Below are 26717 nucleotides of genomic sequence, written 5' to 3'. Positions count from 1 at the left end.
ACGGGCGCAAACCTACTGGTCGCCAACCATAGGTGCTGCTTTTGTGCCCTCATTCCTACCTCCGCTGGCATGCTCCTGACGCTCGCAAAGCCCGCTTCTGCACCCGCTTAGTGCATATTGCGCTCCTCAATGAGCTTATGAAACGCTTCGGTATAGACGTCCCCAATCGGAATTACCGCATCGCCCAAGTAGATGCGATTGGTACGGATGGAATCGATGCGGCTCAGGGCCACGATAAACGACCGGTGCACCCGCACAAACTCGGAAGCGGGCAGGCGCTCTTCAAAGGCCTTCAGGGAATTGAGCGTGAGCAAAGGCTTGGGCGCCCCCATGTGAATCTTGACGTAGTCCTTCAGCCCTTCGAGGTAGCGAATGTCGCGCAGATTCACGCGTTGGGTGTGGTAATCGGCTTTGACAAAAATATAGTCGTCGATGGATGCTACCGACGGGGCGCTTGGCGCGGCGGCTGGCGCGGCCAATTGCTCCTGGGCTTTCCGCACTGCCTTCAGGAAGCGCTCAAACGAAAAGGGCTTTAGCAGGTAATCCAGCGCGTCCAGGTTGAAGCCTTCCACGGCGTACTGCTCGTAGGCGGTGGTAAAGATGACGAGCGCCTGCGGCCGCAGGCTGCGCACAAACTCGACGCCCGTGAGGTCGGGCATTTGAATGTCGAGGAAAATCACATCGACCGGCGTACGCTGCAGCGTTTCCAGCGCCTCCAAGGCGCTGCGGCACGTACCGGCCAGCGTTAGGAAAGGTACGCGCTCCACAAAGCTTGCCAGCAGGCGCAGGGCGAGCGGCTCATCATCCACTAACAGACATCGGAGCATGTTGCAACTGTAAGGTGAGGGTAACTACGTAGCGCGCGTCGGTAGCGGCGACGACCAGCTCGTGGCGGTTGGGGTACAGCAGCTTCAGGCGCTGCCCCACGTTTTGCAGCCCAACTCCACCGCCTTCCGAAGGCGTGCTTTGTAAAGCATTGTCAATCAATCGGTTATCAACAGTGAACTGCAAAACCGTGGCCGTGATCCGCAGATGGACGTTCACCCATGATTCGTGCTGGTAGCTGATGCCGTGCTTAAACGCATTTTCCACAAACGGAATCAGCAGCATGGGCTCGATCTGCACGCCCCGCAGCTCGCCTTCGCTAGTGAAGGCGATGGCAACGCTGTCGGGATCGAGGCGCAGACGCTGAAGCTCGATGTAGTTGTGTACATACTCCACTTCGCGCTCCAGCGGCACGCGGGCCGCGTCGGCTTCGTAGAGCATGTAGCGCATCAGGTGCGAAAGCTTAAGAATGGCGGCGGGCGCGTCGTCGCTCTTGAGCTCAGCCAGGGAGTAGACGTTGTTGAGGGTATTGAACAGAAAGTGCGGATTTACCTGCGACTTGAGCAGCGACAGCTCGGCGCTCAGCTGGTTGCTGTGCAGCAGGCGGCGCTGCCGCTCGGCTTCAAACCATTCGCCGGTAATGCGCAAACCGCTGCTCACGGCCAAGACCAGCATGCCGATCAACAGCGGGCCGTCGCGGCCTGGCCGCGGGCGAGGCTTGCCTGGCGGGCCCGGCCGATGGGCAAAATCCCTTGGCGGTGCTGGCGGTGGCCCGTAGCCGAAGTACTCCAAAGACATGGGCAGACTGGCCAGAAAAAGCGCAACCAGCACGGCTCCGAAATACGCTACAAACTGCCGGCGAGCCAGCAGCTGCGGCACGAGCACCCAGTAATTCAGGTAAAAAAGCCCGGCCATTTTAAGCGGAGCCCACAACAAATGCCACAGGCTAAAATCTTCCGGCAAACGCGTTTCCGGTACGGGCGAAAACACCAACGGCAGCAGGGCCAGCCCCACCCAGGCCACCACGTGTAGGGCTATGCGCAGCAGACGCTGTTTGCTCAGGGCAGGCACTGGTACGGGCAAAGTGGGCGGCTTAAACGCGCTGAGAAGATCGCTGCTGGGAAGATTATCAAGTATAGCAAAAGTCGGCATACCAAGGCGCGATCAGCGCTTGGGAGGGCGTCGACCGGGCCGCCAGTTTTGCTGGAGCGAGGCGCGCTGCGTCTGGTATTTGGCGTACTGATCAGACGTCAGGACATGTTTGAGTTGGCTTTCGTCCTCGTCGCGGAGGCGTTGTTGTGTAAGCTTCATATTAGCAGGCAATTGCGTTGGCGCTCGCAGGAGAGGAGCCGGTGAGAAAGACCAGACGAGAGCGCAGGCACCCAGTACCGGCCTCCTTTAGCAAAACTAACGAACCCTTAGGCCAGCGTTCGCTCAACTCTGCCACCGAGTTGCTTCTCTCGACCAAGGGCGGTTTTTTCGCTACGTACGCAGCGTTCTGCCGCCCCCTACTCTGACCAAGCTGCTCAAGGCTATTGAGTTGACCATTCCTTCAAGGAGATGGAGCTATCTTATCCGTCGCAGAAAAACGGGCCTTTTAACGCGACAACCCGCCCGCTCAAAAATGGGTCAATAACCTGTCAAGAAGTGTCTCATGAGGTGATCTCCCGAATCAACGTCTCACGCTCTCCAGGGTCCCTGACTTCGTAGCAGCAGGCGGTATCCCGCTGGGCCTTGGGGGCGCTCGCCGGCCGGCCTTCAGTTGGGGGAAGGCTCGTCGGTGGTCTGGTCCAGGGGCGACACCCCGCTATCGAAGCCTTTCAGCTGCCGTTGAAAGGTGCCCAAGGCCGCTGGGGTGGGAAACAGGAAACGGTGCGTTTTGTGGTCCGGGGCGAGGCGAATGATCTCCACCGGCACCGCCAAGCTGCGCAGCAGGCGCTGCACGAGGCGGATCTCCTCCGACTTGAGCGTGCCGTTTTTCAGGTTGACAACCGTGGTGTAGGGCAACGCCTGGCGTTGGCAGAACGGCTTTAAGTCGCCCCGGCCGAACATCTTCAACCGGTACTGCGCGTAGCGCAGCCCGTCGGCATACGGGATGGTCAGGGACGGGTCGGGAAAGCCGACCGGCGCGGGGTCAGGAGCAGTGGGTCTCATCGGGGCGGACTGAGTGGGGCATGGCAACAGAAGCGGGGCAAGAGTAGCGAAAATTTCTACTACCCTTCCCTCCCGCCGGCCGCAGAAGACCCCGCGTTCCCTATCGGCCTAACCCTTTCCGAGTCTGCCCGGGGGGCGCCTCACTGGGGGTACGCTTCCTTTCCAGTTCGAGTGCAGGGCCCCGCCGGCTTTCTTGGAGCTGCTGGTTCCAATCCCAGGCCCGGGCCTTCTCCAGGTCAAGCTTCACGCTCATGGGGTAGCTCTGGATCAGGGCCCGGTTGAAAAACGCCAGGGCCTCCCGCCGTTTCGGGATGTGAAACTGATAGCAGTTGTCCGCTTCCTTCCCGGCTAGGATCAGTTCACTTTGCAAGGCGGAATTGCCGAGCGGTGCTTGGCGGCCGGCCAACTGGATATACCCCTCCGTAACCTGCTGGTTGTAGCGCTTGGTGTGCTCATGCAACTTGCGGAAGTAGGCCTCCTGCGCGGCGTGGATGGTGACCGTGAGCAGGCCGGGCAAGGTGCGCTCAATCTGCATCGGCGTGGACACGTGCGCCAGCCCCGTAATCAGCCGGGTATCGCACACGTGTCCCGCCAGCGTATTCGCGAAGGCGGGCTTCACCGTCTTGAGGTTCTGGTTGGTGATGAGCCGTTTGAGTTCGACCACCTGGTTATCGGTCAGCGGACCCGAGCAGGACGCGTACATCGCATGGGTGGGCTGCTGGAGCTGATAGTGTGACAGGGCGTCGAGGGCGCTTTCCAGCACCAGTAGGGTATGGGTCTTGGCGGTGCTATTAGAAAGCCACAACGCCGACGAAGTTAGCGCGTCGGCGGCCTGCCCCGGCAAGCCCTGGGCCTTGCTTTCCAACCCGACAATCTTGTCGTGGTAGACTTGCGGAAAGGCCGTATGCACCACCTGGTACGGCTGGCCGGTCTTGCTCACGCCCTCGTGCACGTGATTCAGGATGCGCCCCTTGAAACAGTCGTTGCCGAGCGTCTCCTCGCGCAGCCCCCGGGCGCTGAGGTAGCGGGTGTCGGTCAGGGGCGTCGTCTGCAACAGGAAGTCGGGTACGTACTGATCCCCGCGCTGCACCGGGGTAATGGCCTGCTGCAGCTGCGGGCTCCGCTTGCGCTGGGGCTCCGGCAGCTGCAGAAAGCGGCGGGCGTTATCCAGGACGCTGGCCCACACATTCTTTCCCGGAGAAGCCGTAATGCCGGGGATGCGGGGGTTCTCCAGGCGGTTCTTGATAAAGCTAATGACGTCGCCCTGATCGCGGTCGTCGGCCCGGTTGAAGTACCGGTAGTCACCGGAGGGAGCCTGGTAAATAATCACCTGATCCAGGGTCGACCTGCCCCGGTAGTCGAAGACGTGAAACGGGCCCTTCTCCCGCGAGGGGCCGCTTTTCGGGCGGTGGTGCTCATAGCCGAGCGTCAGGACGAAGTCCACCAGGTTGATCGCCTGCTTAAGTTGGCTGAAGTTGAGTTCGGGTTCACGTAGCGGTGCATCCTTGGGGGGAAGTTCGGCGTGTGGCATAAGGTAGGTGTGCGGGCGTGGGTACGAGAGCGGGGGTACTAGGAAAAAGAAAATCAGTTCCCGCGCTACTCGGGAACTGATTCTGGCAAAACTAGCAGATTTATCCTCTCATTTGGGGGCGGGCCGCCACCCATTCAACCTTTTCGGTTTTCTCCTGCCCCCCGTGCGGCTGGACGTCGCGAAAGGCGAGCACCCGCTTCACGGGATCGAGCACCACCGTGGCATCAAACAGCTGTCCCTTGCCATTGGTCAGCGCTTCCATTTTGGTTGGCCGGCCCTCCAGTAACGCTTCGCTCTGCTGCGGAGTCAACGGTACCCCCAGCACCACTTTGGGCAACGCTATCCCATCCCGGCGCACGGCCACGACCCGATTCATTTCCTGATCGATGGCCACGTAAGCCGCAAACGACTGCCCCTGGCCATCCCGGAAGCCTTCGCTCAACGGCACCACGCCGTGCCTAGTTAACTGCTCTTTCATCTGCGGCGTAATTTCCTTCCCTAGTATCTGCTCTGGCACTACCAACCGGTGTTTGGGCAAGTCGAATTGCAGGCTGGGTGCTCCCGCCGCATCCCGGCGCAGCACCAGCTTGGCGGCAAAGGGTACGGGCTCCCCTTGCTCATTGCGCAGGGAGAAGGACGAAATAAGGTCGGTTTTCTGCCCCCTCAGCAGCTTGTGCAACTGTCCCGACTGCTCCAGCTCGTCTAGCTTCACCCCCATTTTCTCTAGCAGGAGTACCGGCAAATCTTCCCTGGTGAAGCCGGTACCGGCCTGGGTGAGGCCCGCGTTGTTTTCCTGATACAGGGCTCGGGCTTTCTGCAGGACTTCCGGCGTGAGTAGCGAAGCAGGCTTTGTCTCAGCCGCGGGCGCGCCCAGGTGAGCGGGTGCCACCTGTGGCGCGGTCTCCTGCGGCACGGTGGCTGCTGGCTTCTCGGCCAGGGCTTGCTGCCCGGCGGGCGTGGACTTGCCAATTAGGGCGGGCTGCTGCGCACGAGCGGTGGAAAGGGCCGACTCCAGCACCCCGACGGCGTTGGGCTTCGCGATGGGCTTCGGTCCGGCCTTTTGCGCCTGGGTGAAGTTGTCGGCAAAGTTGCTGACAAAGCTCACGATTATCCCATCGCGAATCGTGATGGTGAGCAGGCCTGCCCCATCAAGTGCTTGGCTCGCCTTCCGTAGGCTCTGAGCCTGCGGCAGCTTCTTTAGCTCGGGATCCTGCTCGATGACATCCCAAATATTCTTAAGCACACTGCTTACTGACTCACCCTGCAAAGCATCGCCCGGGGTGGGCTGCGGGGACTGGGAACCGACGGCTAGTCCAATGACTTTTGCCGCCTGCTCCAGCTGCGCCGCCTCCCCTCCCCTCTCCCTCTTGCGCAACGCATCAGCTACCGGCGGCGCATTCCGGATAAACTCATCCCGCGTTTCCTCGACGTTGATCGCGGCGGGGGTCTTCGGGGCCACTGCTGGCCCGACAGCCGGGGGAGCCTGCCGCTCTCCGGCACTAGGTTGTTTTTCGGTTGGCTCAGACATATCGCTGGTAGATAGAGAGTTATATCGCCTGCCTCTTCGTGGGGCCCACATTACCAAATATAACAATTCACGACTGCGATACTGAGTAATTAATGAAAATCCAAATGATTAATCAGTAACTCAATAACCACTTCTTCCGGCGGGCTTCAGCTTTCCAACACGGCGATCGCGCTATCTATCTCTTTGCCAACGGCTTGTCGTACAACATTGAGCTGATGCACGGCCGCAATCACGTCAATCGCCTTGGTACTTTCACTTAGGATCATCTTCGAGATATTGGCATTGTTCGGGGTCAGGATCCAGTTCAGGTTGTAGCCCCGCTTTTGGAAGAAAAGCAAGTAGTCTAGAAAGGCTTCGATACGGGCCGCCCCGGACAGTTCCATATTGCCAATCATGTTCAGGGTGAGGCCGGTTTCAGCGCTGACCCGCGCCTGCGTCCACTTATCTTCCCCGGGGCAAGCTAGTTCATCGCGTAACTGTGCTAGTCGCTTGCCAATAAATTCGGTGTTCATGTTGCCTTGACCTTTTTGGTGTGGAGTAAGTGCTGCAAATTGGGGTCGCCAGCAATTCTATCCAACTCCTGCCGCACAATGGTCGCAATATCATCTTTGATGGCTTGGTAGTTGGCGCGGATAACCTGCTCCGCGCGGTCCTCCCCCGTCGCCGGGTCTACAAAGCTGGTGATATCAGGAATAGCTTCATAGACTGCCTCTTCCTTCGTGGTTTTTGTAATATCCACGACGATTTCGGCGTGGAACACCTTCTGACTTATTTCTTCTCCGAAGTTATCGGCCACGGCGCCCACGAAGGTGCCTTGACTCAGGCCGGCGATCTTGCTGGCCGGAATCATGCTGTCGAGCTGGGTGGAAATACTGCTGCTCGTGTCGCGGCTGTTGATGCTTAGGCTCTGCCGCTTTTGTAGGATACGGCCGAAGCGCCTGCTCAGCATTTCGGCACTGTCGCCGGTGACCTGGCCCGAAATCAAGTTGCCAATCAATTCTTGCAGGGCCGTAGACTCGGCCTTGCCGTAGTCGCGGTCCAGCTGGGCCTTGGTCTGAATACCCAGGCAGGTGGAAACCTTATTGCTGCGGGCCGTGGCAATCAGGTCATCCAGCCCCTTGAAGTAGAACGTGGGCAACTCGTCAATGATGAGCGAAGACTTCAGCCTACCCTTATGGTTGATGAGCTTCACCAAACGGGCATTGTAGAGGCCCAGAGCCGCCCCGTAAATGCCTTTGCGCTCGGGGTTGTTGCCGACGCACAGGACCTTGGGCTCCGCGGGGTTGTTGATATCCAACGTGAAATCATTACCACTCATCACCCAATAGAGTTGCGGGCTGGCCAGCCGGCTCAGCGGAATGCGGGCCGAGGCAATCTGCCCCTCCAACTGCTCCATCGCGTCGCCTTCGTAAGCCGACACGAACGGCCGCACGTAGTTTTCAATCTCGGGATAAGAGCCCAGAATCGGGAACATTTCTTTGTAGTCGCGGCCCAAAAACTCGATGAGGTGGGGGAAGGTGCAGTACTTACCTTTTACACCATTTTCCTCATAGCTTCGCAAAAACCAGATGATGGCGGCCACGAAGTTGATGGGCGACTCGACGAAGAAATCCCCTTGCTTCTCAATCCATTTCTTGTTCAGGTTGAGCATGATCGTGGCCGATGCCTCGTAGGCATCCATGATGTCGGTCATCATGGCCGGCAACAAGGGGTTGCAGCGGTGGCTTTTGCGCGGGTCATCGAAGTTGATGACGTAGAAGCGCACCGGGTGCTCGTACTTGTCCTGGTGCTGGAGCAGCTCGTTATAGACAATGCGGCTCAGGTCGGGAAATTTGAAGTCGTACACATACATCGCAAAGCCCTTCGCCAGGTGCTGCTTGATGAACTGATTGATGACGGCGAAGGACTTACCCGAACCGGGCGTACCATAGACCACGGTGGCTCGAAATGGGTTGACGATGTTCACCCACCCCTTACGCTGCTGGCCCTTCAACTGGTAGGTGGTAGGCAGATTCACCGAGTACTCGTTCTCCAGCTTCCTTTCTTCCTGGGGAAACGTCTCGTTCTCCAAGTTGAAAATGTCGCTCATCAGGTTCACCTTCAGCAGGCGACTAATCGAGTTGCCGGCCCTGAGCAGCAGCAGAAACCCGACGGCCGTGGTGCCACCATACAAGGCCGTGCGCACGGCCGGCGTGTAAGGCAGCTCCAGCAGCAGCCCACTCCCAAAGAATAAAGCCAGCCCCAGCGCCAGGCTTACCAGGATGGGCGTCCAGGTTTGGCCCTCCTTGGGCTTACCACGCGTGCCCAGGCACGAAAGCGCCAGGAACACCGCCGCCGCTAGCTTCGTCACGTAGGGAGCGTAAAACAACACCGTCTTGGTGCTGAATCGCGTCAACACCTTCCCTGACCAAGCCGCCGTCAAGTGCTGCTCGGTAAAGAACCCGTAGCAGTAGTAATACACGTGCAGCAGCACGAGCAGCACGCTGATCAGGCGCATGAAGTCCATGATTTTTTTCAATCCTCTCTCCTCTTCCATGTCCGTTCGGTTGAATTGGGGGCGGATGATTGTTTATGTGACTGTTATGTGATTGGGACTTGCAAAAACGTGGCGGGTGGGCGCGGTTGGCCGTTTTCTTAGGTGACCGTTATGTAACTGCGGCTCCTTACAGCTTCGGCCGACGCCGGCGCCGACGCACTTCGTTCTCGTTGCGCTCGGCATCATCCGGGCCTGGGCCGTTGCCGGCCGGGCCTGATTCCCCACTCAGGCTAAGCAGGCTACCACCAGGTGCAGCGTCCGGAGCAGTAGCCAGCGTCGACCCTGCGGCACGAGCACTGCTCCGGACGGTTGCCTTCTGCGGGTCGCTGGTGCGCAGGGCCTCACGCCCATAGGGCCGGAAGTGGTCCCGCAGCTGCCTGGCCCGCACACCCACGTCGGTGCCCTTCACGCTGCTTTCCTGATAGCGGAAGCTGGTGCCCACGAGTACACCCTTGGCATCGCGCTTCAGCTGTACCGCTATCTGCTGCTCCTGGAGGCGCGCAGTCAGTTGGTCGAGGGAGCGAATGCTTCCGTCCTGCAAGGCGGCCGTCAGCTGCTCGCGCACGTGGCTGCGGGCGGTTTCCTTCTGCGGGTCGAGGTCTTTGGTGCTCAACCGGCGCTCGGGCAAGGGCGACATGTCCAGCTGCTCCCGGATCTGGCGCGTGACTTTCACATTACGAGCGTAGTTCTGCGCCGTATCAAGGGCGGCTCCGCCATCCATCGGCACGCGGTTGATGTAGATGTGAAGGTGGGGGTGGTCTTTATCCATGTGTTCGTAGACGGCGACCTGGTGGCGCTCCAAGCTGGCGCCCATCAGCTCGCAATAGAGCCTGGCCGCCGCCACTTTCTGCGCCCGGCTCACCACTTCGCCCGGGGCCCACGACAAGACCGTGTGCCACACGGGCAACTGAATCCGGCTGCTCATCTCGGCCACGGCCCGCATTTCAGCCGCCATACCGGCCACGTCTTGGCTACCCAGATTAGCCATACTTAGTAGCTCCGATTGCTTGTTGGTGCGGTCGGAACGCAGGCCCGCCCCGTACTCCAGGGCGCCGCTGAAGTCATTTCCGGTAACAGTTTTGGCTATCATCTGAGCGTTTCGAGTAACCGGGCAAGGAGTTCGTTCAGCGTCTGGGTGCTGGCGCCACTGAGCTTGCCGGCGTTGGCCAGGCGGGTGAGCTGGTTCAGATTGCTGCCGGTCGCAGCCAGCAAGCGCCGGAAATCAGGCGGAATCTTGCCGGTAATCTTCCGCCCAAGTGCGGCCCGGCGCATGTATTCACCGGTCCTTAGGCCCGCTTCCGCTGCCTTTTCCTCCACCAATTTCTTGTCAGTGCTGGAAATGCGGATGTTGATATGCTGATCCTTTTGGCTTTGATCGTTCCCCTCGGGAGCCAGCTCAGGTAGTGCTTCTACTTCCATTTTTGCTTCAGCTTAGGTTAGGTCTGACAAGACAAGGAGAAATAGCTTGCGTCAATTTCCCCGGTGACTTTGTGCGCACTTACCCGAAGGGTTTGTGCGCACAAAGTCATGGCTTGCTGACCAACATTGAATGATCCGTAAGACTAATTTTTTGAGGCAAGCTGATATAGGAAAAACAATACTTTTCTCTAAGCAAAACCAAGCTGAACTGAAGGCTTCTACCTGCTTCTCCGGCCGGATTCTGCCTGCACGCAATCTCTGTTAACCATTCGAATAGTTAGTTTGATAGTTAAGTAGTTTGATAGCTACTTACTCTGATAGTTTGATAGTCTGATAGCTTGATAGGTAATGAATTAGTTAAGCTGTTGATGCACTATCCTCATAATCATTTTAGTGATTAACTATTACCAAAACTAATGAATGAAATAAATAACCAAATTGAAATTTTCATTTTTAATTAACTAAATCTTGTTTAATTCAGTCAGGCAATTAAATTTGTCAGTAGTGAAAGAGTGAAAGGTTTTCTTTGATGTGTGCCACCATCAGCCTAGGGTTTCCCTCCACTAACTTTTTCCGGTGTTCGCATGAGGACGACCAAGTACATTTCTATTTCCTCCCAGAAAGGGGGTGTGGGCAAAACGACCATCAACATCCTGGCCGCCTCGCTCTTTCACTTTCTGGGCCGGGAAAAAGTAGCCGTCATTGACTGTGACTATCCGCAGCACTCGCTGGCAGGACTGCGCCATAAGGAACTGGCTCAGCTACGGGCTGACCCCACCAAAGCCGCTGGTTTTCAAGCCTTGGGCCTTCCGGCGTATCCGATCGTGAGCTGTACCGTAACCGAGGCCTTAGACGTGGCCCAGGAAATGGAGGGGCAATTTGACCTGGTCTTCATCGACACCCCGGGCACGATCAACGTGCCGGGCCTGCTGGCCCTGTGGCAGCAGCTGGACTACGTGTTCATGCCCCTGGAAGCCGACGTGCTCAGTGTCGAGGCCACCCTGCCCTTTGCCGCCGCCCTGGAAGCGTTCGCCAAAGGCCAGCCCGGCAGTCGGCTCAAGCAGTACTACGCCTTTTGGAACAAGCACATCAAGAGCGAGAAGCAGGAGTTCTACCGACGCACGGAGGAGCTGTTTTCTCAGCAACGCATCCCCTTCCTTACCAGCCGGCTAGAGCACTCGGTCAACTACAAGAAGGAGGCCATGCGCTCAACGATGTTCCCCTTGTCCAAGGAGTTTATGCGTCTGGGTATCAGGGGCCTGATGCAGGAATTGTCGCAGATCATCTTTGCCGACGAAGCGCCGGCTCTCGCAAAAGTTACCCTGTTCACCGAGGCAGACAAAGCCCTTTAACTCCTTGATCTATGGCAGCCTCTAAGCATGCGCCCGACGTGACGGCCTTCGTGAGCACGTTTGCCCGCCATCGCCCACCTGCTGCTCCTGAGACTACGACGGAAGCTGATTCCTGCCCTGAACCCAGCCCGGCTATGCAAGCGGTACCCACGTCCGCTGCTGCTACCGAAACGACCCGAACGGTGCCCACCCTGACGGTAGAGCGTGGGGAAGAGACAGTACAAAAGGGAAGAAAAGAACCGGCCCCTGATGAGCAGCCCGGCCGGGTTGACTACGCCGTAACATTCCTCCATCGGGGGCGTGAGCGGAAGAACAAGGCCATTTACATTACCGACGACGCTCACCGCACCCTAAGTGCGATCATCCAGGCCAGCGACGGCACCCCCCTGACTGACCTGCTCGCCAATATCATTACCCACCACTTTGAAACCTTTGGCCCGGACATTCGCGCCTTCCTCACGGAGCAGGAAAAGAAGAACAAAAAGCGCCTGCTGATCTAACCCCATCCTCTGCTTAAGTTCTTGATTTACATACCCCTAACCCAGGGTTGCTAGCTACTGCTTTGCCTTCTTAATTCACGCTATACCGCTACCGCTATGTTTAAAATGATCACGTGGCCCCAGTTCTTCGGGGCGGTAGCCGTCCTGCTCGTTTTGTACTACGCGTATGTGGCGCTGGTCTATTACCGGGCGGAGTTAATCGGTCTGCTAACCGGCAAGGGGAGCAAAGCAACTGGTAGCCAGGCTTCGCCTACACCCCCTACCTCCCTGCTCAATCGTGGGCCCTTGATTCCCAAGGCCGCCATCGTGCTTCCTGTTCCTGAAGCGGTAGTAGTCTCATCGGACACCGATATGGACGAGGAAGGGCAAGAGGCGGAAGCTGACGATACACCAGCTACAGTTGAGGTAGATACAGGGTGGGTAACGGAAGAAGCGGCGGAATCAGCGAATGATGATTTCAACAGGTTTAAAGAAATAAATACTGATAAAATCAGCAAGTTCACAACCTCTGAAAGTGACCTAGACCCAGCAACTCCTCAGGACGAGTCTACCAACTCGACAGAAGACGGTGAGGAGAATTTTATGGTCAGCGTAACACAGCTCAACAGTGTTTTCGACCGCGCTGCTGCAGGAAAGATTACCCAGCAGCAGCTTACCGAGGAGGTACCGGGGCTGGTGAATACCCAAGTACTGGAAGCTTTCTACCAGCAAAGTAAAAAGCGCGCCCAGCAACTTACCGCTGCAACATATGCCGAGGTGGCTGAACCCGTGTTAAGCTAACGTTTTTAGTATTTTTTTTTCACCTTTTTCTTTCCTCACCCTATCCTACCACTTCTCCCTTATAGCCATGCATCCCAACCGCACAACCCCCAAAACCCGTCGTTCTTTTATCACGAACGCGCGGGCTCTCGGCACCGCACTCATCGTTCTGTCCACCGCCCCCGCGGCCCTTGCCCAGGGCAATGGCGCAGCCGGCATTCAGGAAGCCACAGCCCAGGTCACGAGCTACTTTGAGCCCGCCACGACCCTGATCTACGCCATCGGCGCCGTGGTGGGCCTGGTGGGCGCCGTGAAGGTCTTCAGCAAGTGGAACTCAGGCGACCAAGACACCCAGAAAGTAGCTACTTCCTGGTTCGGTAGCTGCATCTTCCTGGTGGTCGTGGCCACGGTGCTGCGGGCCTTCTTTCTCTAGAACCATGGGCTCCTATCCCCTGAATAAGGGCGTGAACAAGCCCGTCGAATTTCAAGGACTCGTGGGCTCGCGCTACATCTTTATGCTGCTGGGGGGCCTCGGCGGCGTGTTTCTGGGCTACATCGCCCTTCACGTAGCCGGTGTTAACCCCTACTTCTCGGTAGTACTGGCCCTGGGTAGTGGGTTTCTCTGGGTGACCCGGGTATTTGCCCTAAGTGCTAAATATGGGGAACACGGGGCCCGGAAGCAGACTGCCAAAAGCCGGCAGCCGAAACGCCTGGTCAACCGCACGCCTCGCCTGTTTAAAAACCTGCCCCGATGAGCCACCTCCTTCAACCCGCCGCCACGCTGGAAGAAAAGCAGCCGATCTACAAGGTCGAACAGGGCTGCCTGATCAGCAAGAATGCCGACGTGACGGTGGCCTATCGCCTAGAGTTACCAGAAATCTTCACGCTATCACCTGGCAACTACGATTCCCTGCACGAAGCCTTCAGCAAGGGCGTGCGGCTGATGCCCAACCATACCGTACTGCACAAGCTCGACGCGTTCATCGAGGACCTGTACGCGCCGGAATTCGCGGAAGATTCCACGATGCTTTCGCATGCGTATCAGCAGTACTTCTACGAACGGCCGTTCCTGAATCATCACTGCTATCTGTTTCTCACCAAGACGGCCTCCAGCCGCGAGAACTGGAACAGCCTCTCGACGCTGCTTTCGCGGGCGAAGATTGTACCCAAGGACATGATGCAGGAGGAACTGCTCACCGAGTTCTTCACGGCCGTGGGTCAATTCGTGCGTGCGCTGGCGGATTCGGGCATCAAGCTGACCCAGCTCACGGATGAGGACATCTGCGGGACGGAAACGAAAACGGGCATTTTGGAGAAGTACCTAAGCCTAGACTTTCGCGACCAGGCACCCGCCGTGGATATCGACTTCACCAACGGTCTGAAAGTAGGTGCCAAGTCCTGCTGCTGCTTCTCGCTGGGCCGGTTGGATGGCTTACCCCCTGCCCTGCAAACCGAAACCAAGTTTGGTCCCCTGAGCAAGGACAACTCCCCGTTTTACGTGGGCTTTGCAGCCCCCCTCGCCCTGCTGCTGCCGGTCAACCATATCTACCACCAGTATGTGTTTATCGATGATCACAAAAAGACGCTCAAGACCTTCGAGAAGAAGCGCGACAACCTGAACGCGCTCGCCCTGTATTCGCGGGAGAACGCCATCAACAAGGAATTCTACGACCAGTACCTGAACGAGGCGCACAGCCTCAACAAGCGCTCCGTGCGGGCGCACGCGAACGTGCTGGCCTGGACGGAAAACCCGCACGAAGAGAAGGCCCTGCGCGAAACGGTGGGCGCGGCCATCACCTCGCTTAACTGCGCGGCCCGCCACAACACGGTCGATATCGGGGCCCTGTTCTGGGCCGGTATTCCCGGCAACGCCGGCGACTTCCCCAGCGAGGAAACCTTCTACACCTTCGAGGATGCCGCCACCTGCCTGTGGAGCGTGGAAACCAACTACCGCGACTCTTCCAGCCCCTTCGGCATCAAGCTCAGCGACCGCATCAGTGGGAAGCCCGTGCACGTGGACTTGTCGGATGAGCCGATGAAGAAAGGCCTCATCAAAAACCGCAACAAGTTCGTGCTGGGGCCTTCGGGCTCAGGCAAGTCCTTTTTCACCAACGCCCTGGTACGCCAGTACCATGAGCAAGGCGCCCACGTGCTGCTGGTCGATACCGGCAACTCCTACAAAGGGCTGTGCGAGCTGAAGGGGGGCGTGTACTTCACCTACGAGGAAACCAAGCCCATCAGCTTCAACCCCTTTTTGGTCGTTGGGAAGCCCGACGTGGAGAAGCGCCAGAGTCTGCACACGCTGATCCTGACGCTGTGGAAGTTCGCCGATGAGAAGGTCACCCAGTCGGAATCGGTGTCGATATCGACTGCCATCTCCCAATATTACCAGCTGCTGGAGGCGGACGCCACCATCCCGCCCAACTTTAACTCCTTCTACGAGTTCCTGGATGGCCCCTACCGGGCGCACCTGGCTACCGTCAACGTGCGGGAGAAGGACTTCGACCTGCACAACTTCCTCTACGTCCTCTCGCCCTACTATAAGGGGGGTGAGTACGATTACCTGCTCAACTCGGAAAAGCAGCTGAACCTGACGCAGGAGAGCTTCATCGTGTTTGAGCTCGACAACATCAAGGACCACCCCATTCTGTTCCCCGTGGTAACCTTGATAATTATGGATACCTTCCTGCAGAAGATGCGCCACCTCAACGGCGTGCGCAAGATGATCCTGATCGAGGAGGCCTGGAAAGCGCTGGCCACCGCCAACATGGCCGAATACATCAAGTACCTATTCAAAACCGTACGCAAGTTCTTCGGCGAGGCCGTGGTCGTAACCCAGGAAGTGGAAGACATTATTGGCAACCCAATTGTCAAGGATACCATCCTCAACAATTCGCACTGCAAGATCCTGCTGGATATGAACGACTTTTTGAGTCGCTTCGAGGACATTCAGCGGCTGATGAGCTTATCGGATAAGGAGAAGGATCTGGTGCTGTCCATCAACCGCAACAACCGCCCCGGCCCCCGCTACAACGAGGTCTTTATCAGCTTGGGCGGGCGCATCTCAAAGGTGTACGGGGTGGAAGTGTCCAAGGAAGAGTACGTGACGTACACCACGGAGCAAACCGAGAAAATGCAGCTCTTTGAGAAAGTAGAGCAGGGCATGGACATGGAAACGGCTGTTCAAACCCTCGCCCGTGAACTACGCGAAGCAGGCTAGCTCACCCCGGAAGAAAAGACGACCGCTATTTTACCACGCACGATGAAGCCAACCTATCTAGTCGTTCTATCCGGCCTACTGCTATTCTCCAGCTGCGGGCAAGATGCCGCTTCGAAAGAAGCGGAGGCCCGCGTTATCGCCTCTATTCAGCAGACGCTGGGCAACACGAATACCAGCTTCGTCAACGTGGTGCATACCTGGTATCAGAGTGATCTGCCTAACACCGTTAAGCTCAATCCGAAGACGGAGAGCATCTATCGTGACCACGCCGCTATTCTACAGGAAGTAGCTACGCAGGAGCCCAGACTAACGGCTAATCCAATTCTGACCCCCGAACAGGCAGAAGGCATTCGGACCAAGTACAAACAACTTGCGGATGAAAGCGCTGCGAACGTGCAGGAACTATCGGTGCTGGCCGGTGGCACGACGAGCATGACTGAGACCGAACAACTGACCTACGTGTCCAACCTGGCGTCTAAGCAAGCCCATCAGCTCGCCTTGGTGCGCTACTACACGAAAAAGACGGCGGCCACCATTGCTCAAAAGGAGCAAGAGGCGACCACGAAGCGTCTGATGATGCAAGAGTTCGGGCACGAATAACCACGTCTTAATTGATCACCATTCAGGGTATGAAAAAGACACAGATATTGCTGTGTGTGGCCGCGCTTTGCCTGTTAGGCACGCACGCCGCCCAAGCCCAGGCCGTCATTTCAGCGCCGATTCTAGAGGGCACCAACTTCATTCAGACCGGTTTGCAGGCTACGCTCAAAGCCTTGAGCACGAGAGCGAATACGCTGGTCAACAATGGGGTAGTGGAGCAGGTACTGACCAAGGGCTTTACCGAAAAGAACATGCTGCTGGCCAAGAACTGGTATGACGGGCTGATACAAATCAGTCAGACCGTGCGCACCTACCGGCGGGTGCAGCACATCTTCGAGCGGCAGACCGCCATCATCACCATTTACTCGAACTACATCGGCCAGTTTAAGCAGGATCCGCACCTGACGCCGGCGCAAGTGGCGGGTATGGTCCGTGGTTACACGGTCCTGATTCAGGAGTCAGCGGGCTATCTGGATGAGTTGACGGCCATCGTCTCCCCCCTCCAGGCCAAGATGACCGACGCCGAGCGCCTGGAATTGATTGATGCCCTCGATGACAAGGTGACCCACCAGTATGAGCTGGTGAGCTACTTCACCCGCCGCAACCTGGCCATTGCCCAACAGCAAGCCCAGGTTGCGCAGGATAGACAAACCCTCAACCAGCTCTATGGGCTACCCCAGGAATGAGAAAGCTACTGTTATTGTTGCTGATTCTACTAGTCCGCCCAGAGGTTCGCGCTCAGCTCGTGGCGACGCTTCCCATTGCCGAAAAGCAGGCCACCAAGCAGGCCACCCACCAGGGATTTATCACCACGCTGCGGGGTATTGGCAATACCATCGTTAAAAAGGGCACCAGCACCCAGGCCGTCATTAAGCAGCTGACCGACCAGACGGCCGCGATGCACGAGGAATGGTACAGCAGCCTGCTCCAGATTAATTCCGTCGTCAAAGATTACCAACGGGTGAAAACGATTTGGACGTATCAGGAGCGCATTCTGACGCTGTATACGCAGAACATGACCCAGTTGCGGCAGAATCCCTACCTGACCCCGGCCCAGGTGCAGGGCATGGCGCGGGGCTACACGGTCCTGATGGGCGAGAACGTGGCGTTGCTCGATGATCTGACGACCATTCTCACCCCCGACGCGGCCAAGATGACGGATGCCCAGCGCCTGAAGTTCATCAACAAGCTCTCGGATAAGGTGGTCCACCAGTACCAGCTGGTGAGCTACTTCACGGCGCGCAACCAGGCGATTGCCGCCCAGCAAAGTCAGGCGGCCCGCGAATCTCAATTACTTAAACAGCTCTATGGGCTACCTAACTAATGTTGTTGCAAGTCTCTATTCCGGTTGAATCGCTCAATCAGCTGCTCGACAACCTCTACAATGAAATGCTGCCCCTGTGTTCGGACCTGATCAACGTGGGCCGGGCGTTGGGGGGCTTGGGCGCCCTGGTATTTATTGCCAGTAGGGTGTGGCGCAGTATGGCGGAGGCCGAACCCATCGACGTGTTCCCCTTGCTGCGGCCCTTCGCGATCGGCCTCGTGATTACGTTTTTCCCGGCGATGCTGGGCCTCCTGAACGGCGTGCTGGGGGGTATCTCCTCGGCGACCAACGCGGTTGTACGGGGGCAGAACCAGAATATCATTCAGTTGCAGGAGCGCAAGAAAGCGCTCTTAGCTGCACGTCCGGAAAACGCGGTCTACGAATCCAATGAGGCCTTTGATAAAGAGTTGGAGAGTAAAAATGCCCTGGATTTTGGCGGCAAAGCGGCCCTCTACTTTAACCGGCTCTCCTACGATGTGCAGAAGAATTTCCGCGAGTGGATGCGCAATACCCTGGAGCTGGCCCACGACTCGGCGGCGCTCATCATTAACACCATTCGCACCTTTTTTCTCATCATTCTCTCCATCATTGGGCCCATCAGCTTCGGGTTCGCCATCTGGCCGGGCTTCGAGGGCACCCTTACGAACTGGTTTTCCCGCTACATCAACACGTTTTTGTGGCTGCCGGTGGCCAACATCTTCGGAGCCATCATCGCCCGCATTCAGGTGATGATGCTTAACGCCGATATTACCCGCATTCAGAACGGGGTTGCCCTGGACAAGGCGGACTACGGCTACATGATCTTTTTGGTGATTGCCATTGCCGGCTACTTCACCGTACCCTCCGTTGCGAATTGGATTGTTGCTGCTAGTGGCATGGGCAACATAACCCGTATGGCAACGCGTGGGGGAGGAATGGTAGCCAGTGTTGGGAGTAGCGTCGCTGGGGCAGCATCGGGGCAACTTGCCGGGCGCGCCGCGGCAGTGGGCCGCGCCATGGGTTCGGTAGCAGCTGCGCCCTCCGTCGCGAACCCCTCGGGCTACAAGAACACGAATGCCTAATCACCTTTAGCCCTTACGACTATGTTCCGTTCCCTCAAGAATATTGATTCCGCTTACCAGCAGGTCAAAACCCTGGCCCTGCTGTTTATGGTACTCTGCTTCTCCGTGTCCGCTTATGCCATCTACGCAGCCCGGCAGACAGCGACCGAAGCCCAGGGACGTATCTACGTGCTCGATCAGGGTAACCTATTGGCCGCTGTTTCCCACAACGTGAAGGAAAACCGGCCCGTCGAGGCCCGCCATCACGTCCAGCGCTTCCATGAGCTGTTCTTATCGCTCGATCCCGACCCCAAGGCCATCGAGTACAACGTCAAGCAGGCGCTGTTCCTGGCCGACGCGAGTGCCCAGCGCGCCTATAATAACCTGAAGGAGAACGGCTACTACAATGACCTGATTCAGGCCAACATCAGCCAGGATATTCGGGTCGATAGTGTGCGTATCAACGCGGCCGTTTACCCTTACTACGCCCGCTGCTACGCCCAGCAGCGCATCATTCGGGCCTCCTCCGTCACGACGCGCCGCCTGGTATCGGAATGCTACCTGCGGGACGTGTCACGCTCGGCGAATAATCCCCACGGCTTTCTGATCGAGCGCTGGCGGGCAATAGAAAACGTGGACCTGCGCACCGAGCGCCGCTAAGCCCTACTCTTATGAGCACTTCCCCCAAGCTTACACAAGAGTTTATCAATAAGCGGCGGTTGATGGTCTTCATCCCCTTGCCTAGTGTTATCTGCCTTACCCTGCTCTTCTACCTGGGCGGTGGGGGGCGGGGCGTATCGAGCGCTTCGGCCGATACCGGGTCTGGCGCTAATGGTCTCAATTTATCGCTACCATCAGCCGGACCCAGCAGCCTGTTTGAGGATAAGCTAGCGGCCGCTAAAGCGCCGCTGGATAGCAGTCGCAATGGACTAGCCTTCGCGCCCATGGAGGAAATGACGCCAGTCAGTACCACTACGCCTGACGGTCTTAACTACGCCGTACAGCCCGGCCAGTCCACGCAACGCTTCGACCCCGCCGTTGATCCCAACGTGGCCGCCGTGCAAAGCCGTATGCAGCGGCTCCAGCAGCAAACCGCTGCCCAGGGGGAATACTTTTCCCATACGAAGAGTACTGTGGAAGCTACGCGCACTGCTGGCGCCCCCAGCTATGCGGCTGCCTCGGCTCCCCAGGATGAGCAATTAGAGCAAAGCCTGCGCGAGCTGGACCAGCTCAAGCGCCAATACGAGCAGCGCTTGCAGGCGATGAACGAACCCGCGCCCGCCGCAGCGGTCCCGAAGGCTACCCCACCGAAAGCCAGCGTTAAGCCCTCCGTCGTCGCGGCCGCCCCGGTCTCAGTCGTCAACCGGCTGGAAGCCTCGCCCCAGCCGGCTGCTCAGGGCAATAGCTTCCATAGCCTGGGGGGAAGCTCGGTACGGGCCACCGCGATCAATGCCGTGCCGGCCGTGGTGCATTCGGATCAGGTCGTGGTCCAGGGCCAAACCGTCAAGCTGCGGTTACTGGCCGATGTGCAGCTCGAGGGGCGGATGATTCCTCAAAACACCCTCGTGTATGGGGTGTGCAATCTCAGTGGCCAGCGCCTGACCATCAACGTGAGCTCGATCCAGTACGAGAATAGCTTGGTACCGGTGAACTTGCAGGCTTACGATCTGGACGGCGGGGAAGGGCTGAGCATTCCCGGTTCGGTGGATCGGGACGCGGCCAAACAGGGCTTGGCCAGCGGCGCCAGCTCGGCCGACCTGCTCACCATGTCCCCCAGCCTGGGGGCGCAAGCCGCCGGCATTGCCCTCCAGACCGGTAAAGCGCTAGCGGGCCGGAAAATCAAACTGGTCAAAATCCATCTGAAAGCGAACTACAAACTGCTCCTGCACGAATGAAAAAGCCCCTGATCTGCCTCGCCCTGTTCGCTTTTCTCGGCTCGTCCACCCTTGTACTGGGTCAGCAAAAGCCGCTGGCCTATCTGGCCATCGAATCCGAGCACCTGATTGCCTCCTATCACCTGGGCGTGGGTTTTCAGAAAACCACGCACCTGATCTTCCCCACGGCCGTCACTTACGTGGATCTGGGCAGCGGCAGCATCATTGCCGATAAGGCCCAGGGGGCCGAAAACATCGTCAAGGTGAAAGCGAATACTTCCAGCTTTGCCCAGACCAACATGACGGTGCTCACGGCGGATGGCCAGCTCTACTCCTTCCTGGTGGACTACGAGAAGGACCCCAAAATCATTACCCTCAACTTCACCGGCGCCGCAGTTGGGGGAGGGACAGGCGCGCTGGTCGTGCAGGCCAGTAAAGCGGTGCAGCACAAAAGTACCATTGAAGCCACGGCCGCTGACGTGAGCAGCAAAAAGCGCACGGTGCGCCGCCGCGTCCAGGCGAAGGATGATATTGTCCTGGGACTGCATGGCTTGTATACGGCCGATGACCTGTTCTATTTCCAGCTATCCATGCTCAACAAGTCGAACATTGGCTACGACATCGACTTCCTGAAATTCACGGTACGCGACAAGAAACTAGTGAAGCGTACGGCGATCCAAGAGTCGGAGGTAACCCCGCGCTACGTCCACAACGGCCAGCTGAGCGCGATACCAGGCCGAAAGCACCTGGAGCGGGTGTACGTGTATCCCAAGTTCACGATCCCGGATGATAAGGTGCTGATCGTGGAGCTGTTCGAGAAGGGCGGCGGGCGCCACTTGGCGCTGAAGATCACGAATCAGGATATTCTACGGGCCCGACTGCTCAGCGGGCCCTCGGCGCCAGTGGCCAAGCGCTAGCCCTACTGGACCACTTGCCGAAAAAGCGTATGTTTACTTAACCCTGCTTCTCAGATGCACCGATGAGAAAGTTTCTGTTTTTCCTCGCCCTGGCCATTTTTCTCTACAGCCCCTACGGCCCCAGTTGGGGGCGCTTCGCGGTGAACCTGAGCCTAGTCATTGTCATGTTCAGCATCCTTGGTAAAGCTGTTCCCCGTCGGCGCTCCTACGACGAAGAGGAGGAGTATCGCTAAGTGCCCATGTTCTCCACCTTCGATCCGATTGTGTTTGCCAGCATCACGGCCGGCTCGTTCGTGCTGAGCTACTTGGGGTGCCTGGTGCTAAAGGAGTTTTTTGGGGTTCGCTTTCGTAAGTAGACTTATCCCCTACCCTATTGAGTAAAAGAGCGAGGGTATACCGATTTGGTATGCCCTTTTTTGTTATCCTCGCTCAAAATTGGATCCTGATAATCAATACCTTACGAACTTCCTAAGATTTAGGGAGTTGAATTTGGTTAGGTTGTCGCTCGATCAGCAACCACGTGCGGCAACTCATGCACCGGGTGCATCGCATCGTCAGTTCCGTTACATCTCCGGATCTGCTCAGCACCTCCTCGTGCGTGTGCAGGGTTGCATCTGCGCACGGTTCGCAGGCGAGCAATTCGGCATTGTCCAGCATTTCTTCCAAAAAGGCGAGCGCGTCAGCATCCATGTCTGCACCGGTTTAATTGTCCTCTCGGGTGACAAGATAAGCAGTGGCCGCCGCGTCTTGGGATGCGTAGCTATTCTTCCCCTTTCGGCCTGTTCACTCGCGACTCACGATCAGCATAAAGCTCTGCCCTGTGGTGCTGCCTTCTGCCGAGTGGTCTACTCTCTATGGTCGGGGGTGCTACGCGTACGCCAGAGGCAAGCGCTGAGCGAAATTCACCCGTTTAGACTTGTAGCCCCACCCCAACATCATCCTAAAAGCTATTTGTTGTCTGCTTCGCTAGCGGTTGTTGTGGTGCTATTCCTAATCTTTTTTCTACCTATGAGAAGTAGGTGAACGAAATAAAACAGCATAAAAACACATGTCCCGCATTAGCGGCGAATTCCTATCGCCCATAAGGAGGATATACTGGTCCACCCAGGTTATTGCCCGATAGGCACCCACATTTCACCTGGAGGTTACCTTCCTGAACGAGCGAATCATCTGTTACGTGCCGCTCAGCGGTAGTAGGTTTGCCACCGCGCATCGCCACCTACTTGTCTATTGCTGCTTGACCAACCAAGCTTCGCCTTCCCTTTGCTCTACTTGGAATCCCACCTGCAGGTACACCTGCTGGAGATGCTGCTCGAAGGTTTCGGCGCGCTTCTGGCGCTTTGCGTACGGCCCGGGATTGTCGTACATCTCCCGAATCTCACGCAGGCGAAACGCAACCTCGGCCTGCTTTTCGGCGCTTACCAAGGTCTTTTTCTTGGGTGAGTTCACTTTGGCCGCCTTCGCGGCCTTATAATCATCTAGCAAATATTTATCAATCAGCGCTTTGTAGATAGCGCCGGCGGGCTTCTTGATTTTACCCTTGCGAAACTGGGTTTCTACGATGCGCACCACAAAGGCAATGTAGTCCACGTCGTACTCGTCGTTTTCGAGCTGATCGGCGATGGTCATGATACTACGCTGGCTTACCCCGATCTGCAGCAGAGCCTCCGCCCACTCGGCGGCTCCCGGCAACGTCTTTTTTGTAGCAGATGCCGCCAGCTGCTGAAACAGGAACTTAATCCGGGCAACCGTTTTTCCTTCCCGCTCCAGCTCATAGGTAAAGGGAATATCCGTGTCCGCAATCTCACTCTGGGCCTTATCCAGCACGCGGGCCTTAAAGTTGGAAAAGCGGGGATACTCCTGCTCATCGATGCCCAGTACAAAGCGTAATTCCTCCACGCTCATGGTGCGCCGGCCAAAGTCGGCATACTCCTTTAGCAGCCAGTAGATGCGCAGGGACTGCGGGCTCTTGAGCTTCAGTACCTGTTGCATATCCGCCATGGTGAAGTTGCCGCTCTCCCGCAATTGGAGCAGGTAGGGCATGATCTTGGGATTAAAGCTGGCGATTACGCCCCCCAGGTCGGCCCGGTAGCCGGCTTCGGCCATCAGCGGAATATAGGTGAAGCTGGGTTTACGCCGCCGCTTGCGCGTTTTCTCTTCTAGTTCCTCAATGTAGAGGGTGAACGAAGCCAGCCCCTTACACATCTCATCGACCTGCTCGTAGGCGGACCCGCCCCGCCGTTCGAACACGAGCTCATCCAGGGGGATAAAATGCTCCTTGAAGTCCACGTCATCAAAGTCGATGCGGGAAAGCAAGGCCACGAAGAGCCGCATCTGTAGCGGCACGAGGCTGAAGCGGGCGTTGATTAACGCGTTGTGTTGGGCAACTCGCTTCTCCGGGGTGGTATCCATTCGGGCAACGTCTTTTTTGTAGCAGATAGGTGGAAAAGTGGGCTATTCTGTAGCAGAAACACGGCTTATTTGTAGCAGCAGCACGTCTATTTTGTAGCAGATGACGTCTATTTTGTAGCAGGTGCCCCCTTTTTCGAACTGGTAATCAGTAAGTTACGGGTCCTATAATACTCTTATAAGGTTAGTAATAAAAAAAAAGACTAGTAAGACTTTTTTGAACGTCTATTTTGTAGCAGATAACCCCATCCTTAAAAGTATAAAAAAGTCCATTTCCGCTTAGAAAACGCGGTTTTTTATACTTTTTTATACCTAATGAGACTTGAGTTTTTTGTTCTTTTGCAGCAGCTTTTGATACTGCTCCTCTGGTAAGCGGCGATTAGCTCCTTCGAGTTTATCGAGCAGCTCGCTGACTACCTGCTCAATCTGCTGGCGCGCCACGAAGCCGGGCTCCCAGTACTCGGCCTGTTTTAGGCGCAGGTAGGTGCTGCGGCGCAGGTACGTACTGAACTGCACCCACTCGTGCCCGGGGGCTGCGGCGGGAGCCGGGATTGCCTCCGGGAGAGACGCTGGCGCCACCGGGGTAGCCGCCACGGGCTGGAGCGCTTCCATGCCGTAGAGGGAGGTAGTATCTAACACTGGTCGCGCGGTCTTGGCGGTGAAATCGCGTTTGGGGCTGTTCATAGTCTGGCTAGTATCTCATCGGTGAGGGAAACGTAATCCAGGGCTCCGTTGCTGTCGGGGGCATACGCTAAGACGGATTCCTGCATGGCTTGGGCCTCCCCGAGCTTGGTGTTCTGGCGAATGCTGACGGCCATGACTAAAGGCGCGAGCTGCTCATCTTGGTGCAGCAGGTCCACGTACTGGTGATGCATGGCGGCCCGGTAGCTGGGAGAGTATTTGGTAAAGAAGATCCCCCCTACTTTCAAGTGCTGATTATAGTGCTTGCGCACCCGGACGCAGGCCTGCAACAGAGAGGTCAAGCCGTTGTAGCCGAAATACTCGGGCTGCATGGGAATAAAGACCGCGTCCGCGGCAATGAGCGCCGAATACGTGATCCCCCCTAAGGAGGGCGGGGTATCAATCAGGCAATAGTCATACTGTTCCTCCACGGCCTCCAGGGCTTCGCGCAAGACAAACTCCAGGCCCGAACTGCCCGCCATGAGCTTTTCCACCAGCTGCAGGCGAGGCGAGGCCGCTACTAAGCTCAGCCCTTCCCCTACCCTCTCCACGAGCTCCGGCAGGGCGACTTTCCCATCACTTTCCAATAGTTCCCCTAGGTGCCTGGTGCTCTGCCGGTCAAAGGACATGGAAAGGTTTGTCTGCGAGTCGCTATCGATGAGTAAGACCCGCGAGCCGCGGCTGGCGAGTACCTGCCCCACGTTCAACGTCGAGGTGGTCTTGCCCACCCCCCCTTTGTGATTAGCAAAGCAAATTGTTTTCATTAGCGCCTGTTTGGTTGTGCGCAACACCTGTTTGGTTCTGCGCAACAATAGTACACATTGTATTTAAAACATACTACGCATATAATACATACAATACTTATAGCGCATACAATGTATTTATTACATATACTATGTGTTATGCATACATTGAGTATATTAAATATAATACACCCAACAAATACTTAGTATGCAACGTGTGTATTAAAGCAAACCTTCCAGCCGGTTATTAGCTACGATCTGTACTTCATGCATCACTCACCCCAGCACCCAGCAGGGACCCATGAGCTAGTCGCATCAGAATGTAATGTGTGTAATGTGTGTATTGTATACAGACGGTTAATCAATAGTCAAGCCACCATACGGCCCACATTACCGACCCTCGTGGGGGTACCGGCAACGAGTAGAATCCAGGCAAGTTTCTTCTGCATTTGCCCGGCGAACATTCCTGATTGACGGGGCCTTTGGTTGCACAGGGGCTCCCGTCGTGTGTTTAACCCTTTTGGTAGTACCAGCGAAAGGAAGCGTTTTTACCCAGCCTGCTTCTATTTTCAGCAGCTAAGAGCAGCGTGCGAAAGGATAGAGATTATAAGTCTAGTCTTGTTTGCCTTCTTTTGGCTGCCGTGGAAAATACTTGCGGCCGGCGGCCAACTCTACGGCCTCTTCCCGTTTCTGCGCCGCTTCCTTATTGCTGGTCACCTGCGCGAGTACCACCTTCATCACTTCTGTGATCGGCCGGCCGATAAGTGTCGCCAGCACCAACAGTTCGCCCACGGTAAACTGGGATGGGTCGGCTTCCCGGCGTTTTAGCTTCGGGTGGCCCATGGCCAGCACCTTCATGAAGTCGCGGTCCGTAAATTTATTCCCCTCCCGCAGGAGCTGACTGAAAGTCTGGGCATGGCCTAAGGTTTCCATAAGGGACGAAAATAGCAGAATGCCAGCCAGTAATAGGCCGCTCGCTATCTAGGGCGCCCGCGAAACGGACGGGTGCTACGGTACGCATACGGGGTAGAGGAAGAACACAAGGAAAGAAAAAGGGCGGGGCCGACAAGCCCCGACGCGCCAGGCGGGCCGGGGCGGGGGAGCGGGCTACTTACGGGCGCGCCAGGGGAGGGCGTGTATTCGTTGACTAGTTGCCCTTGCGCCGCTTCTTCCAAGCCTGCGGGTAGCGTTTCCCTGGCGAGCAGCCGCACCACCTTCTTCTGGTAGTTGTCGAACTCGTAGCTCCAGTGGTGGGGTACCAGGACCAGCAAGCGCAGGCGCATTCGCTGGGCCTTGTCGGCCCCC

At 57.1% G+C, this 26717-nt stretch carries 29 protein-coding genes; 14 read left to right on the top strand and 15 right to left on the bottom strand.

Features of this window, described 5'->3' with window-relative positions; genetic code table 11:
* Positions 1 to 107: 107 nt before the first annotated feature.
* The 10 genes from H9I52_RS22750 to H9I52_RS22705 form a co-directional block, all read right to left on the bottom strand.
* On the bottom strand, positions 108 to 827 hold the full coding sequence (locus H9I52_RS22750) for a LytR/AlgR family response regulator transcription factor (protein ID WP_187455780.1): 720 nt from the start codon (positions 825 to 827) through the stop codon (positions 108 to 110).
* On the bottom strand, positions 802 to 1977 hold the full coding sequence (locus H9I52_RS22745; RefSeq protein ID WP_187455779.1) for a sensor histidine kinase: 1176 nt from the start codon (positions 1975 to 1977) through the stop codon (positions 802 to 804). Before H9I52_RS22745 ends, H9I52_RS22750 begins: the two co-directional genes overlap by 26 nt.
* Before the next feature lie 12 nt (positions 1978 to 1989).
* Positions 1990 to 2136, bottom strand: coding sequence for a hypothetical protein (locus H9I52_RS22740; protein ID WP_187455778.1), 147 nt, complete (start codon positions 2134 to 2136; stop codon positions 1990 to 1992).
* 447 nt (positions 2137 to 2583) lie between these two features.
* Complete coding sequence (locus H9I52_RS22735; RefSeq protein WP_187455777.1) at positions 2584 to 2979, bottom strand: hypothetical protein; 396 nt, start codon at positions 2977 to 2979, stop codon at positions 2584 to 2586.
* A gap of 100 nt (positions 2980 to 3079) precedes the next feature.
* Entirely contained in the window at positions 3080 to 4510 is a 1431-nt protein-coding gene (locus H9I52_RS22730) for a toprim domain-containing protein (protein ID WP_222940621.1), read from the bottom strand.
* A gap of 100 nt (positions 4511 to 4610) precedes the next feature.
* Positions 4611 to 6038, bottom strand: a complete 1428-nt coding sequence (locus H9I52_RS22725) for a DUF4099 domain-containing protein (RefSeq protein WP_187455775.1) — start codon at positions 6036 to 6038, stop codon at positions 4611 to 4613.
* A 146-nt stretch (positions 6039 to 6184) separates the two neighbouring features.
* Positions 6185 to 6550: a hypothetical protein gene (locus tag H9I52_RS22720; protein WP_187455774.1), complete on the bottom strand. Its 366-nt coding sequence runs from the start codon at positions 6548 to 6550 to the stop codon at positions 6185 to 6187.
* Entirely contained in the window at positions 6547 to 8574 is a 2028-nt protein-coding gene (mobC, locus tag H9I52_RS22715; protein WP_187455773.1) for a conjugal transfer protein MobC, read from the bottom strand. Before mobC ends, H9I52_RS22720 begins: the two co-directional genes overlap by 4 nt.
* A 127-nt stretch (positions 8575 to 8701) precedes the next feature.
* A complete protein-coding gene (locus tag H9I52_RS22710) occupies positions 8702 to 9664 on the bottom strand; it encodes a relaxase/mobilization nuclease domain-containing protein (protein WP_187455772.1) in 963 nt (320 codons plus the stop codon).
* A complete protein-coding gene (locus H9I52_RS22705) occupies positions 9661 to 9993 on the bottom strand; it encodes a plasmid mobilization protein (protein ID WP_187455771.1) in 333 nt (110 codons plus the stop codon). Before H9I52_RS22705 ends, H9I52_RS22710 begins: the two co-directional genes overlap by 4 nt.
* 584 nt (positions 9994 to 10577) lie before the next feature.
* On the opposite strand from H9I52_RS22705, the gene H9I52_RS22700 reads away from it, so the two are divergent.
* The 14 genes from H9I52_RS22700 (at position 10578) to H9I52_RS22635 (ending at position 21812) form a co-directional block, all read left to right on the top strand.
* Entirely contained in the window at positions 10578 to 11345 is a 768-nt protein-coding gene (locus tag H9I52_RS22700; RefSeq protein ID WP_187455770.1) for a ParA family protein, read from the top strand.
* Positions 11346 to 11356: 11 nt separating this feature from the next.
* Complete coding sequence (locus H9I52_RS22695; RefSeq protein ID WP_187455769.1) at positions 11357 to 11845, top strand: DUF3408 domain-containing protein; 489 nt, start codon at positions 11357 to 11359, stop codon at positions 11843 to 11845.
* A gap of 96 nt (positions 11846 to 11941) precedes the next feature.
* Positions 11942 to 12625 carry a hypothetical protein gene (locus tag H9I52_RS22690; protein WP_187455768.1) on the top strand — a complete coding sequence of 228 codons (684 nt, stop codon included), beginning with the start codon at positions 11942 to 11944 and terminating at the stop codon, positions 12623 to 12625.
* Between the two features lie 67 nt (positions 12626 to 12692).
* Positions 12693 to 13037: a DUF4134 domain-containing protein gene (locus tag H9I52_RS22685; protein ID WP_187455767.1), complete on the top strand. Its 345-nt coding sequence runs from the start codon at positions 12693 to 12695 to the stop codon at positions 13035 to 13037.
* Between the two features lie 4 nt (positions 13038 to 13041).
* Positions 13042 to 13359: a DUF4133 domain-containing protein gene (locus H9I52_RS22680; RefSeq protein ID WP_187455766.1), complete on the top strand. Its 318-nt coding sequence runs from the start codon at positions 13042 to 13044 to the stop codon at positions 13357 to 13359.
* Positions 13356 to 15824, top strand: a complete 2469-nt coding sequence (locus H9I52_RS22675) for a TraG family conjugative transposon ATPase (RefSeq protein WP_187455765.1) — start codon at positions 13356 to 13358, stop codon at positions 15822 to 15824. The genes H9I52_RS22680 and H9I52_RS22675 overlap by 4 nt, the downstream gene beginning before the upstream one ends.
* Before the next feature lie 42 nt (positions 15825 to 15866).
* Entirely contained in the window at positions 15867 to 16424 is a 558-nt protein-coding gene (locus H9I52_RS22670) for a hypothetical protein (protein WP_187455764.1), read from the top strand.
* A gap of 29 nt (positions 16425 to 16453) precedes the next feature.
* The gene (locus tag H9I52_RS22665) at positions 16454 to 17110 is read left to right on the top strand and encodes a hypothetical protein (protein ID WP_187455763.1); all 657 of its coding nucleotides are present in this window, start codon (positions 16454 to 16456) and stop codon (positions 17108 to 17110) included.
* On the top strand, positions 17107 to 17748 hold the full coding sequence (locus H9I52_RS22660) for a hypothetical protein (RefSeq protein WP_187455762.1): 642 nt from the start codon (positions 17107 to 17109) through the stop codon (positions 17746 to 17748). Before H9I52_RS22665 ends, H9I52_RS22660 begins: the two co-directional genes overlap by 4 nt.
* Entirely contained in the window at positions 17748 to 18809 is a 1062-nt protein-coding gene (traJ, locus tag H9I52_RS22655) for a conjugative transposon protein TraJ (RefSeq protein WP_187455761.1), read from the top strand. Before H9I52_RS22660 ends, traJ begins: the two co-directional genes overlap by 1 nt.
* Before the next feature lie 21 nt (positions 18810 to 18830).
* A complete protein-coding gene (gene traK / locus H9I52_RS22650) occupies positions 18831 to 19448 on the top strand; it encodes a conjugative transposon protein TraK (RefSeq protein ID WP_187455760.1) in 618 nt (205 codons plus the stop codon).
* Between the two features lie 11 nt (positions 19449 to 19459).
* Positions 19460 to 20683 carry a conjugative transposon protein TraM gene (gene traM / locus H9I52_RS22645; protein ID WP_187455759.1) on the top strand — a complete coding sequence of 408 codons (1224 nt, stop codon included), beginning with the start codon at positions 19460 to 19462 and terminating at the stop codon, positions 20681 to 20683.
* On the top strand, positions 20680 to 21579 hold the full coding sequence (gene traN / locus H9I52_RS22640; RefSeq protein WP_187455758.1) for a conjugative transposon protein TraN: 900 nt from the start codon (positions 20680 to 20682) through the stop codon (positions 21577 to 21579). The genes traM and traN overlap by 4 nt, the downstream gene beginning before the upstream one ends.
* 62 nt (positions 21580 to 21641) lie before the next feature.
* Positions 21642 to 21812 (top strand): hypothetical protein, encoded by a 171-nt coding sequence (locus H9I52_RS22635; protein ID WP_187455757.1) that lies wholly within the window; start codon positions 21642 to 21644, stop codon positions 21810 to 21812.
* A gap of 994 nt (positions 21813 to 22806) precedes the next feature.
* Here H9I52_RS22635 and H9I52_RS22630 read toward each other — a convergent pair.
* The 5 genes from H9I52_RS22630 to H9I52_RS22610 all read right to left on the bottom strand — a co-directional run bounded on the left by H9I52_RS22630 (position 22807) and on the right by H9I52_RS22610 (position 26695).
* Complete coding sequence (locus H9I52_RS22630; RefSeq protein WP_187455756.1) at positions 22807 to 23991, bottom strand: replication initiation protein; 1185 nt, start codon at positions 23989 to 23991, stop codon at positions 22807 to 22809.
* Between the two features lie 309 nt (positions 23992 to 24300).
* Positions 24301 to 24672: a hypothetical protein gene (locus H9I52_RS22625; protein ID WP_187455755.1), complete on the bottom strand. Its 372-nt coding sequence runs from the start codon at positions 24670 to 24672 to the stop codon at positions 24301 to 24303.
* A complete protein-coding gene (locus H9I52_RS22620; RefSeq protein WP_187455754.1) occupies positions 24669 to 25433 on the bottom strand; it encodes a ParA family protein in 765 nt (254 codons plus the stop codon). The genes H9I52_RS22625 and H9I52_RS22620 overlap by 4 nt, the downstream gene beginning before the upstream one ends.
* 591 nt (positions 25434 to 26024) lie before the next feature.
* The gene (locus H9I52_RS22615; RefSeq protein ID WP_187455753.1) at positions 26025 to 26345 is read right to left on the bottom strand and encodes a hypothetical protein; all 321 of its coding nucleotides are present in this window, start codon (positions 26343 to 26345) and stop codon (positions 26025 to 26027) included.
* Positions 26346 to 26389: 44 nt separating this feature from the next.
* The gene (locus H9I52_RS22610) at positions 26390 to 26695 is read right to left on the bottom strand and encodes a hypothetical protein (protein ID WP_187455752.1); all 306 of its coding nucleotides are present in this window, start codon (positions 26693 to 26695) and stop codon (positions 26390 to 26392) included.
* Positions 26696 to 26717 lie beyond the last annotated feature (22 nt).

The sequence above is a fragment of the Hymenobacter sp. BT491 genome (genome assembly GCF_014349165.1).
Lineage (GTDB): Bacteria > Bacteroidota > Bacteroidia > Cytophagales > Hymenobacteraceae > Hymenobacter > Hymenobacter jejuensis.
The sequence above is the reverse complement of the archived record's forward strand: the minus strand, read 5'-3'. Positions and strand labels throughout refer to the sequence as shown.